This window comes from Bacillus sp. mrc49 (assembly GCF_002803435.1).
This window is the reverse complement of the sequence record NZ_PHNG01000800.1, coordinates 331,382-351,020: the sequence shown is the minus strand read 5'-3', so window position 1 is coordinate 351,020 and position 19,639 is coordinate 331,382. Positions and strand designations below refer to the sequence as shown.

The window sequence follows — 19,639 nt, the reverse complement described above, 5'->3', positions numbered from 1 at the left end:
TTTTACCTATTAACTTTCTTTTTTACCATAGTAAATACAGATGTCATGACAAAAAGTTTTGACAGTTAGAAGCAACGCCTCTAACAGAATCTGGAATCATATAATTTGAATATTCCTTCTTTTTGATTTATGATAATAATTGGCATATAGCGTTAACAAGAAGTCATCATGTTTTGCCCAAGATCATCAAATTCAGGAGGGTAATTAATGACAAATCTAACGTTAGAAGTAAGTGGAAAGCTGCAAAAATTTTTAACCGGGCCAAAAAAGCTTTATATTAATGGCCAATTCGTAGAAAGTGCTTCAAAAAAAACCTTCTCCACGCCCAATCCTGCCACAGGACAAAAACTTGCCGATGTATATGAAGCAGATAAAGAAGACATTGATTTAGCCGTAAAAGCTGCACGCAAGGCATTCGACGAAGGTCCTTGGTCAAGAATGAGCGCAGCAACCCGCAGCAGGCTTATGTATAAACTAGCAGATTTAATGGAAGAAAATAAAACCGAGCTCGCCCAACTGGAAACATTGGATAATGGAAAGCCAATCAGTGAAACCACCAATGCTGACATTCCTTTGGCGATTGAACATATGAGATATTTCGCCGGCTGGTCCACCAAGATTGTCGGACAGACCATTCCCGTAAGCGGAAACTACTTTAATTATACGAAACATGAGCCCGTCGGTGTTGTTGGTCAAATCATCCCTTGGAACTTTCCGCTTCTCATGGCGATGTGGAAGCTTGGGGCGGCACTTGCGACAGGCTGTACGGTCATCTTGAAGCCAGCGGAGCAAACTCCCCTATCCGCCCTTTATTTAGCTGAATTAATCGCGGAAGCCGGTTTCCCGGATGGCGTCGTCAATATCGTTCCTGGTTTTGGTGAAACGGCCGGACAAGCACTTGTCGACCATCCTCAAGTAAACAAAATTGCCTTTACTGGATCGACCGAAGTCGGAAAACTGATCATGCGTTCCGCTTCCTATTCCTTGAAACGCGTCACATTGGAGCTTGGAGGAAAATCTCCAAACATCATCCTTCCCGATGCCGATTTCTCGAAAGCAATCCCCGGAGCCCTTAATGGAGTCATGTTCAACCAAGGGCAGGTATGCTGTGCAGGCTCAAGGGTTTACATTCAAAAGAAACATTATGACAATGTTGTTGCCGATATGGCCAGTCATGCCCAAAACATCAAACAAGGGGCAGGTCTAGATCCCAATACACAAATCGGACCGCTTGTTTCAGCGGAACAGCAAAACCGGGTAATGGGCTATATTGAAAAGGGGAAAAACGAAGGTGCTGAAGTTCTTGTCGGCGGCAATAAACCAGGTGAACAAGGCTACTTTGTCTCCCCTACCATTTTCGCTGGCGTTGAAGAGGAAATGACCATTGCCAAGGAAGAGATTTTCGGGCCGGTCATTGCCGCAATGCCATACGAGGATTTAGACGATGTCATCAATCGTGCAAATGCCAGTGAATATGGCTTGGCTGCCGGCTTATGGACAAGCGACTTGGCCAATGCCCACTATGTTGCCGGAAAACTCCGGGCCGGTACGGTTTGGGTGAACTGTTACAATGCATTTGACGCCGCTTCCCCATTCGGAGGCTACAAACAATCCGGAATTGGACGTGAAATGGGATCGTATGCACTTGAAAACTATTCCGAAGTCAAAAGCGTCTGGATCAATTTGAGTAAGTGATTTTCTTGATTCGGATTTAGAAAGAGGGTCCCAAAGGGGATCCTCTTTTCTTTAGGCCAACAAAATCCAATATTTTATATTATTTCGTTTATTCGAATCTTTTCAATAGTCTTTCCCTCTTTAGGTTTGATAAAATGAAAGATAGAAAAGGAGTTTTTTTCCTATGTATGATATTGCTAGTGTCGGCACAGGGACCGCTGGGGGGAGTGCAGCCACCTTCTCGGAAAATCATGGGAAAACATGCTCCTTGATAACGATGCCAGCATAACCAGGAGGGCCTACGGGAAGCCGGCGATGGTGCCAGAGCGGCCATCAATCTCCTTAGTGATATCAATGTTGAACGTTATGTAGACCATGTTGTATTGAAAGAATGATCCTGCTTCTAAAAAGCAGCTGATTGAATCTGGCTTCTGCCAGGTTTCATGAACCCCTATGTGGAATTGGCTATCAATATTTTCCACAGAATGTCGTAAAAAGTTCCTTTTTTTACTGACAATAAGTACAATTATAAAAAATGGAAAAGGGGTTTTGCAGTGATGAGTGACTTTCAAACGAATTTAGAAAAATACGCTGAACTTGCCGTCAAGGTAGGGGTAAATATCCAACAAGATCAAACGCTAGTCATCAACACCACGTTAGAAGGCGCAGAACTTGTCCGTCTTATCGTAAAAAAGGCATATGAAAGCGGTGCCCGCAATGTCATCGTAAACTGGAATGACGATACCGTTTCACGTACCAAATTTGAAATGGCACCGGATGAAGTTTTCAATGAATATCCGAAATGGCGTGCAGAAGAAACGATTGAACTGGCCGAAAACGGAGCTGCTTATCTTTCCGTCATCTCTTCAAGCCCGGACCTATTGAAAGGTGTTAAGCCTGAAAGGATTGCCAACTTCCAAAAAGCATCAGGGACTGCCCTGAAGAAATGGCGCCAATATATGCAATCCGATAAAGTAAGCTGGTCAATAGTCGCCGTCCCTTCAGAGGCCTGGGCTGCTAAAGTATTTCCAGAAGAGGCGGAAGGAACACGGGTCGCCAAGCTATGGGAAGCCATCTTCAAAGCAGTTCGCGTCGATGTGAAAGATCCTGTAGCTGCCTGGAAAAGCCATGATGACACCCTGCATGAAAAGGTTGATTATCTAAATGAAAAACGTTACCAAAAATTGCATTATACAGCACCAGGAACGGATTTGACCATCGAATTGCCTGACAAGCACCTTTGGGTCGGCGCAGGAAGCGTCAATCAACATGGGCATGAGTTCATGGCCAACATGCCTACCGAAGAAGTATTTACCGTCCCATTAAAAACAGGTGTAAACGGCACGGTTTCAAGCACGAAACCGCTTAGTTACAGCGGAAATATCATCGATAAATTTTCCGTGACTTTTAAAGAAGGACGGATCGTCGAAGTACAAGCCGAAGAAGGGGAAGAAATCCTAAAGCAATTGGTGGCAACGGATGAAGGTTCACATTATCTAGGCGAAGTGGCACTGGTTCCTTTCAACTCACCTATTTCCCAATCGAATGTCTTATTCTTCAATACCCTATTCGATGAAAACGCATCAAACCATCTCGCCATCGGCAGCTCCTATGCGTTCTGTATTGAAGGCGGGAAAAACATGAGTCCAGAAGAACTTGCCGAAAATGGCCTGAATGAAAGCCTTGCACACGTTGATTTCATGATTGGCTCGGAGCACATGAACATCGACGGCATCAAACAGGACGGCACTTCCGAACCTGTCTTCCGTAATGGGGATTGGGCGTTTTAATTAAAGAATTGATATAGATGGGTTTTGAAGGTCTAAAACCTTGAGTGGTCACAAAAATGGTCACATTTCTTTAGATTTAAACAAATTGTCAAGTTCATCAGCCACGTGTTTCTGCATACTGGGAAGCACGTGGCTATATTTGTCTTTATAATTTAGTTTAAAATACACCTTCAATGACTTGTATAATCAAAAAATTCGTTATTTCCTATTTATTTATGATAGAAGGAGCTTATTCCAAGCGCTTAATTTGAAAATGAGTCCTCATTAAATTGAACCTATTTATGTCCAGCTAATCTTACTTTTGTTGTTCATTTTGTATATGTAGTTTTTGATGCTCATAACAAAAAATATTCCCTTTAAACTTCTCCTTATTTATCAAACAGAAGGATTCAACTTTATCAGATACTGCTTTCCCGCAAGTCTTACATGTCGCTACTTTAATTTGATTAGATGCCTTCATTTGTAGCATCTCAATATGCTTTTTTCTAATATCTTGGTCTGATATGTTAGTCTCCTCTATCTTTGTATACATATTTAAAATATTAACATCAGAAAATATAGGTGATTGATGCTGTAATTGTAAAACACTGAGCTTCCTTGTTATGAACTCAGACAACTCCGTGTCATAGACAATCAAATCATTAGACTGTATCTTTCTTAATTCTACATTAACTTTGAATGTACTTCTTTTAGTAAAAGACACTATAGAAACAATTGCCCTATCCTCGACTGTTCCGAGAACTGATTTAATCGCTTGTATGTGACCAAAATTTTGATTAAAAGGATTCATCATAAAGAACTTTCCATTGACATTCCACTTAGGGCTACTCCTATCACCATAAATAGTTCCAGCGTAATTCTTAGTCTCGATAACAAAGATCGCAAATGGAGTAAAGATAACATGGTCAATTTGAGAATAACCAGTCTTTGCTTTAACATTAGGAATTAAAACATCACTAAGATATTTACTATTACTAGGTAGTTGGGCCAGTTGAATGTTGATTTTATATTCACCAAGCTCCCCAATTCTAGTCGAAGTGATCTTAGACTTATTCTCTTTGACAATAGCTATAGAACAACTTTCTTTAGTTGATTTTTTTTTAGTTAATCCCTTAAGTATTTTTAATAACATAATATTGATACTCCTTATCGTTAGCCCAAAAGGTCAAGCTACCATACACTTTTCAAATGATGTATAACTTCATATATAGTTAAAAATATCATATACTCCACTTTTTTCACTGCATTCCATTTATTTATCGTTCACTTGATGACAGTTATAAAGAATAAGAAGGATAATTTAATGAATTCTTCTTGAATCCAAGCTGAGCGAGTTAATCTGATGAACTTTTAAGGCTTTCCCACACTTACTATACACCCTTTCATAATTGGAGCCACATTTTATACATCCAATCCATAAATATCAATTGCTATCGTTATGTTTACGCACCATCTTTATGATTTACATCTTCTTTTAGTTCAGAATCAATGGGTAGTTACTCAATTGCAAAATTCATTCCTTCATGGTCCCTGCTGAAGCATTCCGCTTACTCATGATCTTTTTACTCATAAGTTATCCGCGTATCAAAATGCTCTATCGGATGTGACAGGAAACTGGTCAAAATTCCTCCAATATCAAATCCTGTACATTATCAGTGTTTGGAATATCTTGGACACATTTTTTATATCCAAATATGTTATACTATTAGTAAAGAGGGTGCATAAATTGAAAAGCAATAAGTATAATACTGGCGAAACGGTAACCATTCAGGATACTGATGAATTAGTGACCATTAATAAATGGGCATATGTGAAAAATATGAAAAGATATTCTTATACTGTAAAAGAACATCCGACCACTTTTTTCTTTGAGGAAGAATTAAAAAAGGCCTAATAATGTCGTAAAACCCTACTCGGCTCAAGAGTGGGTTTTTTAATGCTTTTTTCTTTTTTTTCCATAATAAAAAACAGACCCCTATCAAGGGATCTGTTCATATAGGTTACGATTTAATTATAAATTAAGCTTTTTGAACGTTAGCAGCTTGAGCTCCACGAGCACCTTGCTCAACGTCGAAAGTTACTTTTTGACCTTCGTCTAAAGATTTGAAGCCTTCGCTTTGGATAGCTGAGAAATGTACGAATACGTCGTCTCCATTTTCACGCTCGATAAATCCAAAACCTTTTTCTGCGTTAAACCATTTAACTGTACCTTGTTCCATAATTTGTTGCCTCCTAGTGCATAACACACATTGTATTACTATTTTCAATCATTTGGAAAATAACTAGTATCCTCTTCCACAATCAAAAACAATTCTTTATTAGATTAACATGAAATGATTAAGATAGCAAATTATCCAATGATATTTTCAATGTGACCATAGGGAGTCCGTTGTTTATCCTTCATTAATAATTTTCTTTATTTTACTCACCATGATTCAGATGTGGAAGAACGGGTATATCAGAGTATATGAAAAAGTGCGAATAAACATACAAAGTAACAACTTAGGAGGTTAAGCGATGAAATATTACAAAGTATCCAATAGCGGTTTTGATAGTAAGGTCATCGTAGCCAATAGCGGGTATGAAGCACTTGGATATTATTTAATGGAAATTGATGATCAAATTGGGTTTGTTGATGATATTGATGTGGATGAAGTGGATGCTGATGAACGGGTCGAGATTTCCTATACAGGCTATCCCATTTATAAAACACTTCAGGAGATTTACCAAGAAAAAGAATTTTGGGAAGTGCCCCATGTTGTTATCGAAGTCGAATGAAAAAAAAAGAAATCCCCGCCCATTTTCTTGAAAGGGAAGGGAATTCGAGTTTTGACGAAGGAACGTTCACGAACGTATCAACTCTGTCAAATAGTATTTCGTGATCGCCAGATATTCGCGGAAATATGATTTTGGCACGGACACTTTTGGTGTTTTTGCCGGTATTCCCTTTATATTCAGCCCTTCTTTGGTCGCTATTGCAACTGCCCGGTAAATATGAAAATCATTACTGACAATCACGCCGGGTGATGCTTGATCAGGAATGAATTCTTTAGAGAAAACGATATTCTCATAAGTTGTCGTCGATTTGTCTTCCATAATGATACGAGTCCCTTCAATCCCCTTTTCAATCAGCCCCCGCTGCATCGCTTGTGCTTCAGATATGTCCTCACCGTGGCCTTTGCCGCCGGATACGATGGCTACTGTCTGCTTATTCGCCAATAAGTACTCGGACGCTTTATCAATCCGGTATTGTAAAGATAACGATGGAACGGAGCCTTTGACCCTTGCCCCAAGAATAATCAGGTAATCGGCCCCCTCAGGAATCGCCTGGTGCTTGCTTTCCTGGATTTTCATGTGCAGAAAGCCAAAATACACCATAACCAATACAGCAACGATTATGATTGATTTCACTGCCTTCTTCACCGCTTTTGACCGTTTCGATTTACGTTCGTTATACAACATGATTCCCCATACCCTCCTATAAGACAGCGCCATCACCATGGAAGAGGGAGCCGTGCATATAAACTTCTCTCCCCTTTTCCAAGCTGGTGATACACCGGCACAACAGCGATAATTTATTCCGCCATCATATGATCGTAAATCAGCTTGCCAATTTTGCTGATTACTTGCCGGCTTTCTTCCTCTGATTTCATATTTTCAGTAAGAACCGCAGCATAAACAGTTTGAGTCTCCGAGCGAATGATTGCACAATCATGGGAAACGCCCCGAATTCCACCTGTTTTGCTTGCGACCTTCACTCCTCTGCCCATCAGTGATGGAAGTTTATCTCTTAATTGCTGATTGTCAAAAACGCGCAATATTCTTTCCTGGCTTTCTTTCGTTAAAAAGTCCCCTGTATGTATCGCTTTTAGGCAAGTAATGGTATCTTCCGCCGAAATCGTATTGTCCCGCCCCTCTTTTAATGCCTTAAAATCCTGCATCTTCCTTCCAAGGATGGTATTCTTCAAACCCAGCTCCTGGATGCATCGATTGATTTCATCAAATCCCAACAAACTCATCATCATATTCGTCGCTGTATTGTCGGAAACCATTATCATCAAGGTCAATAAGTCCTCAACCGTTAAAAATACTTTATTGGATAATGCATGCAGGACCCCCGATCCCCCAGTCACTGCATTCGGGGGAATGGTCACTGGTTGATTCAAATAGATGTTTTTTCGTTCACTTTGCCGATACCCTTCGATGATCATTGGTATTTTGATCAAACTTGCAGATTGAAACGAGTCTTCCTCTTGATAACCAATCATATCACCAAAACCAGATTCAATTTTATAAGCAATGTTGCCGTCAAATGCATCAACTAATGCCAATATATCATTTTCGATCATTTGTACTGTCATCGAATCCCTCTTCCTCCTTTTTTACCTAAGCCCTCTAATCGTATTCCCTAACTTATTCTACCATGTCAATTGCAGTACCTTCTTCTGCAATATTCCATTTTAGCTAAATTTATATATCAGAACGAAAAAAAGAGCCCTCGCATGAAAGCTCCCTAACACCGATATTCATCTAGCTTTTACAGCCCGGCCCTTTCCTAATGGGAACCGTTTCTTTTCAGTTGTATCCACCTGGGTGATTTCCCCATCGTGGACCGTTATGATCACGGATCCATATTGTAGAGCTTCCAAACTTGAAATGATATGTCTGATTTTCAGTTCTTCTTTCTTTTCCATGTTATCTCCCCTTTACTACTGGTAATAAAGCTCGGACATACCTAATGTCAAAAAGAGATTCCCCTTTACCATGTTTTCTTGAGGAAAACGGTTTACCCATTTTACCTTCATTGATTTTTCGGAAATAAGAATACTCCGATCATAGCCCCTCCCTTGCACTTGAAAAACAAAAGGCGCCCAGCATCTAATCAATTAGATGTAAGGGCGCCTTTAGTTGACTAATCGGCATTATTTAAAGGAATTTCCAAATACAAAATTTTTAAAGCTTATTATTCTTACCAACTAACTTGGTATTTATTAATATAATCCAATCTCTTCCTTTTGTCAAGAACACACTATAATTTTCTGATTAGTCCGTCTTTAACATTTTACTTATTTACCACTTTACCAAACTAAACTGTTTGCGATATACTATACTATATTAGTATAAGTTGTCGGAAATCAAACACACATTGCATTCAAGAAAGGTTCGATTATATATGGTAAATAAAAAATGGGGTTTATTGATCTTAACCACTTTCGTAGTTGGAAATATGGTCGGTGGCGGAATCTTCATGCTACCTGCCCAATTAGCACAGGTATCCAGTCCATTAGGGGCAACATTGGCCTGGATCGTTACAGGACTTGGTGTATTCTTAATAGCGCTCGTATTTGGCAATTTGGCTGTCCGGAAACCGGAGTTGAAGGCTGGTCCTCAAAGCTATGCTCAATCATTGTTTAAATCTCCTGCAAAAGGAAGGATTTCAGGGTATAGCATGGCTTGGGGATATTGGGCGGCAAATTGGGCGGCGACAGCATCCGTCATCATTTCATTTGCTGGATATCTATCGACGTTTTTTCCTGTGATGCATAGTACGAAAGTGATTTATTCAGCGGGTTCCTTCCAACTGGAGCTTGGAAGAGCGCTGACGTTTGCAGTATGTACCATCGTCCTTTGGGGGATTCAGGCAATCCTCGTAAGGAGCTTTAACAGCGCTGGTAAACTGAACCTTTTTGCTACGATTACAAAAGTGATCGGATTCTTGTTTTTCATCATCATCACGATATTCATCTTTGATTCTTCCAACCTAGGAAACGGCGGCGAATTTTATGATAAGGCAGGTACATCGATTTCTTTAGGTGCTCAAGTTAATGCTGCTGCGATTTCAGCTTTATGGGCCTTCATCGGAATTGAAGCGGCCGTCATGCTTTCAAACCGTGCCAAATCACAAACTGATGTAAAAAAAGCGACAATCATCGGTTTGCTTATCGCCGTTTCCATTTATATCGGCATCACTTTATTGACGATGGGTGCCATTTCACAAGAAGAACTGAAGGTTTCACAAAAACCGCTCGTAGACGCATTGCAATCGGTAGTCGGCTCAAGCGGCACCTATTTGATGGCCGCTCTTGCCGTCATCTCGCTATTGGGTTCTACGATCGGATGGATTGTCGTTGCATCTGAAGTTCCATACCAAGCAGCGAAATCAGATCTTTTTCCTGCCTATTTCAGCAAAGCGAACAAAAATGGCACTCCTGTCCGATCCATGACGATAACGAATATCATGACACAGATTTTCTTATTCTCGACCATTTCCGGTACGATTTTGGAAGCCTATAAATTCTCCATGATCGTCGCAACACTTGCCTACTTGATTCCTTATCTTGCATCGGTCCTGTATCAATTGAAGTTGGTCTTGACTGGGGAAACCTATGACATCATGAAGGGTTCAAGGGTTCGCGATGGGGCCATCACCATCCTAGCATTAGTGTACTCCATCTGGGTCGTCAAGACAGGCACAGCCGATATGCACACATTCATACTTGGCATTGCCCTCTACGTACTTGGACTGCTTCTATACCCGCTGTGGATGAGAAAAAAAGCATAACCGCAAACACCTTGGCTTCTGCCAGGGTGTTTTTTCATATCTCCTTCAACACCAGTTTCGTTTTCAGCAAAACTTTTTCCCCTGTTCCCAGCTCCTTCACCCCGGTGAATTCAGCTGACAAATCAAGATTGGGTGCATTCGTTACCCATGTATAGGGTTCAGGGCATACGAACCCATCCTGATTGAACAATACCCAAAATTTATAATGATGGTCGACATGATAAATGACCTGTACGCCGGCCTCTTGATCCGTAAGTATGCATTCATTATTCAGATTGCTTTCCTCATCATAGCTGAATATATCATCAAACAGCCGTCCTTCCAGGCAAAGTCCATTTTGGATTTCTTTTTTATTGGCCGATTCCCCGATTTCACCAGTGGGCAAAGACCGTTCATTCAATTCCCAATGCTTGTTGACAGGAAGAGCTATTTGGCAATTCTCGATTTTGCTATCCGCTCCAAAAGGAAAATTGAATACCGTATGATAACCGGCTCCAAAAGGAAAGGGTTCAAGGCCGTTATTGAGGATTTCCAATTGCACCTCCAATCCATCATCGATTAATATCAATGACATATTGACCACGATATCTTGCGGAAAGCTTTTTTTGAGATAAGGAAAATCCCGGCTAGAAAACTCAGTCTTGATGACGACTTGATTCCCGATTACCTCCCTTTTGATGACGCTCCATGGCTTATCATGCAAAAATCCATGGATGTGATTCGACTTCTCCCTTTCATTGATAGGGAACCTATAAGTTGTGTGCTTATAAGTAAATTGGCCATCTTCGATTCGGTTTGGCGGAAATAAAATGGGCATCCCGTATAATATCGGGAGTTTTTTATAGTCCTCAGAACAATCGGGGGTCCGCAGCACTTGAATATCCTTATGCTTGAGCTTCAATGAAAGAAGATTGCTTCCCAATGCTGGTACAAGTATTCCTTCGACATGTTCATTACCGAATTTTAGGGCCTGTTCCTTAATGAAGGTCGTATCTTCTATGTAACCTGTCACATACTCTCCCCCTTTGGCTTTGCCACATTTCCATCGTACTTCCACCAGACTTTTTTTGCAACAAATGGAACGTAAACCCAGCAGTTTATCAATCTCTCTCATTTTTTCATAGAGTTCTAAACCCACGAAAAAAGGATGCCTTTTCGGCACCCCTTTTTTTATCTATTGCTTTCACTTACCATGGCCACTATGCCTTCTTCATCATCCAGAACGAGTTCAATGCCTGAATAAGGATCTTTATTCATATATTCATCAAGCCATAAACGAAGTGCTTCTATCAGATTGATGGTAATTAACACTTGTTTTCGCCCATCGACGAATGCTTCCGCCGAAAAGCCATAATCATCATCATACATCAATTCCACTTCTACTTCATTGGGTTGTACCTGCTTTTTACGAGCAATGTAAACACAAACGGCATTGATGATATCTTGTTCCGATATCTTTAGCCTCTCCATGGATTTGGATCCTCTTTCTTCTTCTTATCTTTGAAATAAGTGAATATTTTACGGATTACAACCACTAATGCAATGATCGCTAACACATTGACCATTAGGCCAAGAATTGAACCAAGTGCTCCCATATTGGCAAATAGGCCACCGAACAGCAAGCCTGCCAACCCTCCGAGCATGATTCCCTTCATTAAACCGCCTTTAGCAAAAGAACTTCCCGTTTTCGTATTCGTTTTTGCTTTATTTGTAGTCGTAGCATCCGATTTGTTCGTTTGTTTATTTTGGAAATTCGAATTATTATTGTTGTTGCTATTGAAGCTTCTTTTTCCGGATTTGTAGCCCCTTGCATCAACTGACTCCGAGTGGTCCTGGAATACATAAGAACCAACTGGCGAGAATGCTAGTGTAATCGTAAGTAATGCAGCCATTAATTTTTTCATCATGTTTTTTGCCTCCGTTTACTAGTATGGAATAATGCTTCCTTATTTGTTTTTCCGGATTTACTGAAAGTCCACATCACCTATCCTTGTTTTATCTTATAGTATTTACGTTTGATATCAAAATAAGTTTCATTTTTTTTGATATTTTATTAAAAAAAATAAGCAGGTGAGCCTCAGGCCCCCTGCTTATTAAGGAAGATTAGTTTACACGTACCACACGGCCGTTGAATTTATCCGCCCAATATCCGCTTGACATATTGGCGATTGCAACACCTGTAGAACTTTGCGAACCGATGAATTTGCCGCCGCCGACATAAATGCCGACATGCCCATCCGTTTTATACGTATTGAAGAATACTAAATCCCCAGGCTGCATTTGGCTTTTAGAAACTTGAGTTCCCGCGCTTGTCAATGCTCCCGTACTTGCTGGAAGATTCACGCCCGCTTGTTTATAAGCCCATGCAACGAAACCTGAACAATCGAATAATCCGTTAGCAATATCGGATGCCGTTCTTCCGCCACCGAATTTATAAGTCGAGTTACCGATATATTTATAGCCTGCTGTAATGGCAGAGCCTGTATTTGCGCTGCTTGGCTTGCTTACGTTTTCAGTTTTACTGGCTGCTGGCTTGCTGGCTGCAGGTTTGTCAGCAGAACTGCTCTTAGATGAATTAGAAGAAGAAGCTGGTTCTTTAGACGAACTTGATGATCCAGCATTAGATGAACTTGACGACGACGCTTCTCCTTTAGATGAATCATCACTAGAAGAATTCACTTCTTCTGCAGCACGATCAAGATCTGCTTTCTCTGCTGCTTTACGCTCTTCTTCTTTTTTGATATTTTCACGAATCGATGCAATTTGTGCTTCAAGTCCAGCATCTTTATTCTCTAATGCCTGTTTAAGGGCTTCTGCTTCCGATTCTTTCTTTTCACTCTTTGCCTTCATTTCGACCATTTCTTCTTTTTGGTCCTCAATCTGGGATTGCATGCCTTTAAGCTCTAATTCCATATCTTTCAGGTTTTGCAATTTTTTCTCTACAGACGCTTGTTTTTTCTCTAGGTCAGCTTTATCCGCTTCCTGTTCGCTAAGGATTTGCTGGTCAGCTTCCACGATCGTTGCCACCGCGCCAACACGGTTAACGAACTCACCAAAGCTTTTCGAACCTAAAACGACTTCCAGGTAGTCAACGTCCCCGCCGCTCTCTTGGAATGAAACTGCACGTTCTTTCAAAACTTCCTCGCGTTTAGCGATTCTATCTTCCAAAGCTTTAATTTCTTTCTTTAGTGAATCTATCGCTTTTTCAGTATCTTTGATTTCTTGCTTCGTTTCTTTGATTTTCTCGTCATTTGCCTTCATTGCGTTTTCAATCTGGGCAATTTGGGAAATCATTTTCGATTGTTCTTTTTTCAATTCCTTGATGACTTGCTCTGCTTCTGATATGTCTGATTGAATTCCTGTACGCTGTGATTGAATGTCCGAGATTGACTCGGCTTTCACTGACGGTAATGCAAAAGCGCTACCTAAACCGAGCATAATTGTCGTGTTCAATACGATAAGTTTTTTCTTCAAGCTCATTTCCCCTGCTTTCCTCCCCGTGCATTTCCATCGACCCACTTCTTTTTCTCTATGAAAAATCATCAGTCAAAATAAATTGCTGGGAACTCTTCTCTATTTTTTTTACTCATTATGTATTTTTCTATGGTTGTAACAATATGAAATATATTTCTGAAACTCTACTATGTTTTACCTAAGTCGTAGTATATCATCAGATTTTGTCAAATGCGTAATAACAATATTACAATTACATTTCATTTTTAACATAATACACGAAAATTCGACTTTTTCATGTGATAAAGCGTCCATTATTTTACATAACGCGGTGTGGGATTTGATGCAAGACTATTTATCTACTTCTTATAACCAAGGAACCAGTGACCATTGGCAGGTAGAAAACACGATTAAATGGATGCACTTTTCACCTTCCATTCCTGAAAAACGAAAAGTCGGTTTCCTCTCTCCATTTATCCAGAGGATCTGGTAAACGACTCTTCACCTTTCGTCCTTCGGTGACTCCCCTGGCCATGTTTCCCCGCAGGAGTTGGCGCCTTTCCTTACAATCCGCTCTGCATGAATACTCTGCTAGAGACCCATTTGCCTATAGTCTTCCAGGTTTTAGAATAGTAAGTTGCGGAGCCATGAATCGTTTGCTATGCAAATACGAGCCTCTCTTGTTCGTCTTCAATAAAAAATCGAGTCACTGGGAAAGAACAATACAGGAAGCCCCGATCGAGAAAGTTGGAAAACGGAACCCGTCGCTACAGATACAGCATACAAATCAAAAAGGTTTCGGAAAGACAAGCTTTCCGAAACCTTCGTTTTTCGACATTTGCTTAAATTCCAGCCATATAGTCGACAAAGACTTTCAGCTCTTTTGGCCTGACAAACACTTTTGCGCCTTTTCTTAATCCAAGCTGAATATAATGCTCTTTGGTCAGCTCGACTTCAAGCGGTTCGTTCGTATCCTCGCGGATCACTTCGATGCGGACGATGGCTCCCATCGTATGAATATGATCGATGATGGAGGCTATCGAATCCTTTCCTGACGCTTCTGTTTCGATAATGAAATTATGCGCCCTCACATACCCTGTGCTGACGCCATCTTCACTGTCAGGCGCATTCATTTCCACATTCCCCGTTACCAATTTCCCTTGTTGGACGTTCCCCTTGAAAAGATTGACACTTCCAAGAAAATCATAAACAAATGGATTGATCGGGTGATCATATACTTCTTCGGGCGTTCCGACCTGTTCAATCTTCCCTTCATTCATGATGACCACCCTGTCGGCGACATCCATCGCTTCTTCTTGGTCATGCGTCACGAACACACTCGTCACATTGAATTCATCATGAAGCCTTCTCAACCAGCGCCTGAGTTCTTTGCGAACCTTCGCATCCAATGCCCCAAATGGTTCATCAAGCAAAAGTATGTTAGGTTCGACCGCAAGGGCCCTTGCCAAGGCTACACGCTGGCGCTGGCCGCCGGATAGCTGGGATGGGTACCGATCTTTATATCCTTCCAACTTGACGAGCTGAAGCAATTCGATCACTTTTTGTTCAATCTCTTTTTTACCTGGTCTTATTTTTCTGGGGCGGACCTTTAAACCGTAAGCAATATTATCGAATATGGTCATATTGCGAAAAAGGGCATAATGCTGGAAGACGAATCCAACATTTCGATCCTTTACATGCTTATGTGTGTAATTTTCCTCATTGAATAGGATACTCCCATTCTCTGCCTGCTCAAGCCCCGCTATGATGCGCAATAATGATGTTTTCCCAGATCCGGATGGGCCAAGAAGAGCGATGAGTTCCCCGCTCTTAATTTCCAAATTGATGTTGGTAAGAGCTTGATATGATCCATAATATTTTGTAATGTTTTCAACGATGATACTCATTTCTTCCCCTCCTAGCTCGCTTTTGTCGATTTGAAGTCCGTTTTCCATTCAATGAAGCTTTTGATGATCAAGGTGATGATGGCAAATATGGACATCAGGGATGCAACGGCAAACGCTGCTGAAAATTGATATTCATTGTATAAGATCTCAATATGAAGCGGCATCGTGTTCGTCATTCCCCTTATATGGCCGGATACGACCGATACCGCGCCGAATTCCCCTATCGTCCTTGCGTTGCACAGGATGACGCCATATAAAAGGCCCCATTTAATATTAGGAAGCGTGACATACCAAAAAGTCTTGAACCCTCCTGCACCTAGTGTCAATGATGCCTCTTCCTCGGAAGTTCCCTGGCTTTGCATGAGCGGGATCAACTCACGCGCAATGAACGGGAAAGTGATGAAAATCGAGGCGATGACAATCCCCGGTATCGAGAAAATCACTTTGAGGCCAAGCGTTTGCAGCACCGGACCAAGTGCCCCATGTAAGCCGAATAGAAGGACAAAAATCAAACCGGCGATGACAGGAGAGACCGAAAAAGGTAAATCTATCAGCGTTATCAGGAAGTTTTTCCCCTTAAAATCATATTTAGTTATCGTCCACGCAGCCACTACCCCAAAAACGGCATTGAGTGGCACCGTGATGAGGACGACGATCAATGTTAACTTGATTGCCGCCAATGAATCCGGATGGGCTATAGCCGCCAAATAAGCATCTGCTCCTTTTTCAAACGCCTTTACAAAAATGGCGATTAATGGGACGACTAAAAACAACGTCAAAAACAGCAAGACAATGGAAATAAGGATCCATTGTATCGATTTTGGCTCTTTTATTGCGTTTTTCGTGATTTTGACAGGTCCATTCGTTTTTGCAACAACTGAATGATCATGTTCCACTATGCTCCCTCCTACTTCCCTGAGTATCTTTTGCCTGTCCACCACTGCAGGACATTGATGGTGAACAAGATCAGAAATGTAATGACGAGCATCACTGCCGCTACCGCCGTGGCACCCTCATAATCATACTGTTCGAGCTTTGTCATGATGATCAGCGGCGAAATCTCCGTTTTAAATGGCATGTTTCCGGCAATGAAGACTACGGATCCATACTCTCCCAGTGCCCTTGCAAATGAAAGCGCAAAGCCAGTCAGAATTGCTGGAATCAATTCGGGGAAAATTATTTTTATGAATGTTTGCATGCGATTCGCCCCAAGGGAAGCCGAGGCTTCTTCCATTCCTTTTTCGATATTCTCAAGCACCGGTTGAACCATCCGGACCACGAATGGAAGGCCGATGAATATGAGGGCTATGATGATCCCTGCAGGGGTGAATGCAATTTTAAAGCTGAAGAATTGGCCGATCCACCCATTCGGTGAATACAAGGTCGTCAATGTTATCCCTGCGACAGCAGTCGGGAGGGCAAAAGGCAAATCAACCAATCCATCGATGATCCGTTTACCCGGAAACTCATAGCGAGTGAGCACCCAGGCAATTAAAACACCAAAAACCGCGTTCACGAATGCCGCAGTTAACGCTGTCATAAAACTCAATTTATACGAGGCGACTACCCTTGGTTCTGTTATGGTCGCCCAGAACTCCTGTAATCCCATCGAAAACGTATTCAGAAAAACCATCGATAACGGGATCAAAACGATGATGGTAAGATACAGCAGCGTAAAACCCATCGTCAATCCAAAACCGGGTATGGTCCTTTTATTCTTCCGTTTTCCTTCTGTCATTATAGTCATCGTTTCGCCCCAGTTCTTTCTTATTGTGTATGAGGGAGAAGATGCGAACACACCTTCTCCCTCATGGCTTATTTGGGTTGATAAATCTCGTCGAATGTACCGCCGTCATTGAAGTGTGTTTCTTGGGCTTTTTTCCATCCGCCAAACTTGCCATCCACCGTCACCATATCGATCTTGGCAAATTGGTCTTGATATTTGGCGAGCACCTTCTCATCCCTAGGACGATAGAAGTTTTTCGCGGCAATTTCCTGTCCGGCATCTGTATAAAGGTATTTCAAATACGCTTCAGCCACTTTTTTTGTTCCTTTTTTCTTGACCACTTCATCGACAACAGCTACTGGAGGCTCAGCTAGAATACTGATTGACGGATTGACGATTTCATATTTATCATCACCGAACTCCTTAAGCGTCAAATAGGCTTCATTCTCCCAAGCAATCAGGACGTCGCCGATTCCCCGCTCCACAAATGTGGTCGTAGCACCGCGTGCTCCAGAATCCAAAACCTCAACATTTTGATAAAGTTTCTTCATGAAATCCTTTACTTTTGCTTCGTCATTATCGTATTTCTTCTCGGCAAAAGCCCAAGCAGCCAGGTAGTTCCACCTTGCTCCCCCGCTAGTCTTTGGATTTGGTGTAATGACCGAAACATCCTTCTTGATTAAATCATCCCAATCTTTAATTCCTTTTGGATTATCTTTTTTCACCAAAAACACGATCGTTGATGTATATGGCGTCGAGTTTTCCGGTAAGCGTTTTTGCCAATCTTTCGCTAATAGGTTACTAGCTTCATGAATGGCATCAATATCATAAGCAAGTGCCAATGTTACGACATCCGCTTCCAAGCCATCAATGACAGCCCTGCCTTGTTTCCCGGAACCGCCATGGGATTGTTGAATCGTAACGTCCTGTCCGGACTCTTCTTTCCAATGCTTCGCAAACGCCTCATTGAATTCCTGATACAATTCCCGTGTCGGATCATATGACACATTCAATAGCTCAACCGTTTTTGATTTTCCGTCTCCCTCCGTTTTTTCCGACGAATTGCATCCCGCAAGTATACCGAAGGCTAAAATTACACTTGACCACACCATCAACTTTTTCATGGACTTCCCCCTATTTTTCGCTTTTAGCAACAAAAAAGGCAGACCATCCCCCTCAATCATTCTATTCAAGGAGATAGCATGCCTTCAGTTCTCTGATCAGCAAATATTCTGAATTTACGTATAACTACCATAAAGCAAAGTATACCAAGTTGTCAACTGCGTTTTTTACACAAGGATATGGAACTGCAATTTTTCTGATCCCTTTCCAATTAAAATGGGTGATTGATACGGAATAACGAGACTCCGGCTTTTGGAAAGAGAGACACCCGAGGGCAGACCGCCTCTAGAAAGCTTAGCGCCTGCAGTCGAATGAACGCATAAAGTACAAACCTTTTCTTTCGGGATTTCGGAGGTTCACCCGTAATTTTCCCCACTTTACTCGCCAGTTCGGCACTTTTGCCCGCGAAATTATCGGCTTTACTCGCGAGTTTAGGCTTTACCTCGAATTTGAGGCTGTTTCTCGCCATCTGCATGTGGATAATCGGGATTCACTCTTCGTCTTCACAAAAAGTGAAAGGAAACGGTCTAAGTACAAATCCTCCTAAACCGCGTGCACTAGCCGTTCTACCTTTCTCCTAATGCAAAGTGAATCGGAGAAAAACAATAGCAGCAAGCTCACTACGAAGCGTTTTTTTTTCTTATTATAAGCAAAAGCACTCTATGGGATGGACTTTATTCAAGTGTCCAACCCATAGGGTGCTTTTTAAGGAAAAATCGAGGCCCATACATCCAAACATTTAAGGCATGGTATCTTTTCGATACAGCTTCTTATCCAAAATATATTGATAACACCGATCAGGCAGCAAATATCTTGGCTCTCCCCCCATCGAGAATTCATCCCTTATATAGGTAGAACTGATTTCCATGGAAAGGCCTTTATCAATAAGGTGAAAGGTATTTCCATCATCATAATTCCTAAGCAACGGACTCTTGGAAATGATTTTCAGCATGTCTATCCCATCACGTGCCATGACGATGAATTTATGATTGGCAATCAATTTTTCCCTGAATTTCCATCGTAAGTGCACCGGCTGATCCTGATTATCCATATCATCCAGTAAATCGGCACCCATGATGAAAAACACTTCGTCACTTGGATACTGCGATTTAAAGAATTCCATCGTATACCAGGTGTATTGTTTCCCCGTACCTGCACGTTCATTGATTTCATAATCACTCACTTCGAAAAGCGGGTTATCCTCTATGGCCATGCCAAGCATTTCCCAACGATGTTCATTACTCGTTTTCATTTGTTTATCGATGCGCCCATTTGCACAAGGTAAAAAAATCACCTTGTCCAGCTTTGCACGATGCGCAATCGTCGATGCTGTCCATAAATGAACATTTGTGACTGGATCGAAGGAAGAACCATAAATTCCGATCTTACCCATAGCATACCCCTC

Annotated in this window: 19 protein-coding genes; 5 read left to right on the top strand and 14 right to left on the bottom strand. The window is 41.4% G+C overall.

Going from position 1 to position 19,639, the window contains the following annotated elements:
* The first annotated feature begins 207 nt into the window (after nucleotides 1-207).
* Together CVN76_RS28020 and CVN76_RS28010 are read left to right on the top strand one after the other, a co-directional pair.
* Nucleotides 208-1,695 carry an aldehyde dehydrogenase family protein gene (locus tag CVN76_RS28020; protein WP_061144452.1) on the top strand — a complete coding sequence of 496 codons (1,488 nt, stop codon included), beginning with the start codon at nucleotides 208-210 and terminating at the stop codon, nucleotides 1,693-1,695.
* Nucleotides 1,696-2,231: 536 nt separating this feature from the next.
* Nucleotides 2,232-3,464 (top strand): aminopeptidase, encoded by a 1,233-nt coding sequence (locus CVN76_RS28010; protein WP_100533912.1) that lies wholly within the window; start codon nucleotides 2,232-2,234, stop codon nucleotides 3,462-3,464.
* 295 nt (nucleotides 3,465-3,759) lie between these two features.
* Here CVN76_RS28010 and CVN76_RS28005 read toward each other — a convergent pair whose 3' ends face one another.
* Complete coding sequence (locus tag CVN76_RS28005; protein ID WP_100533911.1) at nucleotides 3,760-4,596, bottom strand: nuclease-related domain-containing protein; 837 nt, start codon at nucleotides 4,594-4,596, stop codon at nucleotides 3,760-3,762.
* 594 nt (nucleotides 4,597-5,190) lie between these two features.
* Here CVN76_RS28005 and CVN76_RS31525 point away from each other — a divergent pair.
* Nucleotides 5,191-5,358, top strand: a complete 168-nt coding sequence (locus CVN76_RS31525) for a hypothetical protein (protein WP_169792904.1) — start codon at nucleotides 5,191-5,193, stop codon at nucleotides 5,356-5,358.
* A 124-nt stretch (nucleotides 5,359-5,482) separates the two neighbouring features.
* On the opposite strand, the gene cspC is transcribed toward CVN76_RS31525, so the two are convergent.
* Complete coding sequence (gene cspC / locus CVN76_RS28000; RefSeq protein ID WP_010331195.1) at nucleotides 5,483-5,683, bottom strand: cold shock protein CspC; 201 nt, start codon at nucleotides 5,681-5,683, stop codon at nucleotides 5,483-5,485.
* Between the two features lie 298 nt (nucleotides 5,684-5,981).
* Here cspC and CVN76_RS27995 point away from each other — a divergent pair, with 298 nt between their 5' ends.
* Nucleotides 5,982-6,242 carry a hypothetical protein gene (locus tag CVN76_RS27995; protein ID WP_100533910.1) on the top strand — a complete coding sequence of 87 codons (261 nt, stop codon included), beginning with the start codon at nucleotides 5,982-5,984 and terminating at the stop codon, nucleotides 6,240-6,242.
* Between the two features lie 66 nt (nucleotides 6,243-6,308).
* On the opposite strand, the gene CVN76_RS27990 is transcribed toward CVN76_RS27995, so the two are convergent.
* The 3 genes from CVN76_RS27990 to CVN76_RS27980 all read right to left on the bottom strand — a co-directional run bounded on the left by CVN76_RS27990 (nucleotide 6,309) and on the right by CVN76_RS27980 (nucleotide 8,158).
* Nucleotides 6,309-6,926, bottom strand: a complete 618-nt coding sequence (locus CVN76_RS27990; RefSeq protein ID WP_100533909.1) for a YdcF family protein — start codon at nucleotides 6,924-6,926, stop codon at nucleotides 6,309-6,311.
* Between the two features lie 113 nt (nucleotides 6,927-7,039).
* Complete coding sequence (locus CVN76_RS27985; RefSeq protein WP_100533908.1) at nucleotides 7,040-7,825, bottom strand: serine hydrolase; 786 nt, start codon at nucleotides 7,823-7,825, stop codon at nucleotides 7,040-7,042.
* Nucleotides 7,826-7,990: 165 nt separating this feature from the next.
* Entirely contained in the window at nucleotides 7,991-8,158 is a 168-nt protein-coding gene (locus CVN76_RS27980; protein ID WP_081092579.1) for a YezD family protein, read from the bottom strand.
* Between the two features lie 479 nt (nucleotides 8,159-8,637).
* Here CVN76_RS27980 and CVN76_RS27975 point away from each other — a divergent pair, with 479 nt between their 5' ends.
* Nucleotides 8,638-10,026 carry an amino acid permease gene (locus CVN76_RS27975; RefSeq protein WP_100533907.1) on the top strand — a complete coding sequence of 463 codons (1,389 nt, stop codon included), beginning with the start codon at nucleotides 8,638-8,640 and terminating at the stop codon, nucleotides 10,024-10,026.
* Between the two features lie 34 nt (nucleotides 10,027-10,060).
* On the opposite strand, the gene CVN76_RS27970 is transcribed toward CVN76_RS27975, so the two are convergent.
* The 9 genes from CVN76_RS27970 to nadD all read right to left on the bottom strand — a co-directional run bounded on the left by CVN76_RS27970 (nucleotide 10,061) and on the right by nadD (nucleotide 19,627).
* On the bottom strand, nucleotides 10,061-11,038 hold the full coding sequence (locus CVN76_RS27970; RefSeq protein WP_157805829.1) for an aldose 1-epimerase: 978 nt from the start codon (nucleotides 11,036-11,038) through the stop codon (nucleotides 10,061-10,063).
* Nucleotides 11,039-11,196: 158 nt separating this feature from the next.
* On the bottom strand, nucleotides 11,197-11,496 hold the full coding sequence (locus CVN76_RS27965; protein ID WP_100533905.1) for a YxcD family protein: 300 nt from the start codon (nucleotides 11,494-11,496) through the stop codon (nucleotides 11,197-11,199).
* Nucleotides 11,484-11,930, bottom strand: a complete 447-nt coding sequence (locus CVN76_RS27960) for a hypothetical protein (protein WP_061144506.1) — start codon at nucleotides 11,928-11,930, stop codon at nucleotides 11,484-11,486. The genes CVN76_RS27965 and CVN76_RS27960 overlap by 13 nt, the downstream gene beginning before the upstream one ends.
* 199 nt (nucleotides 11,931-12,129) lie before the next feature.
* On the bottom strand, nucleotides 12,130-13,506 hold the full coding sequence (locus CVN76_RS27955) for a C40 family peptidase (RefSeq protein ID WP_100533904.1): 1,377 nt from the start codon (nucleotides 13,504-13,506) through the stop codon (nucleotides 12,130-12,132).
* A gap of 815 nt (nucleotides 13,507-14,321) precedes the next feature.
* Nucleotides 14,322-15,386: a sulfate/molybdate ABC transporter ATP-binding protein gene (locus CVN76_RS27950; protein ID WP_061142655.1), complete on the bottom strand. Its 1,065-nt coding sequence runs from the start codon at nucleotides 15,384-15,386 to the stop codon at nucleotides 14,322-14,324.
* An 11-nt stretch (nucleotides 15,387-15,397) separates the two neighbouring features.
* Nucleotides 15,398-16,282: a sulfate ABC transporter permease subunit CysW gene (cysW, locus tag CVN76_RS27945; RefSeq protein ID WP_185113088.1), complete on the bottom strand. Its 885-nt coding sequence runs from the start codon at nucleotides 16,280-16,282 to the stop codon at nucleotides 15,398-15,400.
* Between the two features lie 11 nt (nucleotides 16,283-16,293).
* Nucleotides 16,294-17,133: a sulfate ABC transporter permease subunit CysT gene (cysT, locus tag CVN76_RS27940; RefSeq protein WP_061142660.1), complete on the bottom strand. Its 840-nt coding sequence runs from the start codon at nucleotides 17,131-17,133 to the stop codon at nucleotides 16,294-16,296.
* Nucleotides 17,134-17,201: 68 nt separating this feature from the next.
* Nucleotides 17,202-18,236, bottom strand: coding sequence for a sulfate ABC transporter substrate-binding protein (locus tag CVN76_RS27935; RefSeq protein ID WP_100533903.1), 1,035 nt, complete (start codon nucleotides 18,234-18,236; stop codon nucleotides 17,202-17,204).
* A 737-nt stretch (nucleotides 18,237-18,973) separates the two neighbouring features.
* Nucleotides 18,974-19,627: a nicotinate (nicotinamide) nucleotide adenylyltransferase gene (gene nadD, locus CVN76_RS27925; protein WP_100533901.1), complete on the bottom strand. Its 654-nt coding sequence runs from the start codon at nucleotides 19,625-19,627 to the stop codon at nucleotides 18,974-18,976.
* Nucleotides 19,628-19,639 lie beyond the last annotated feature (12 nt).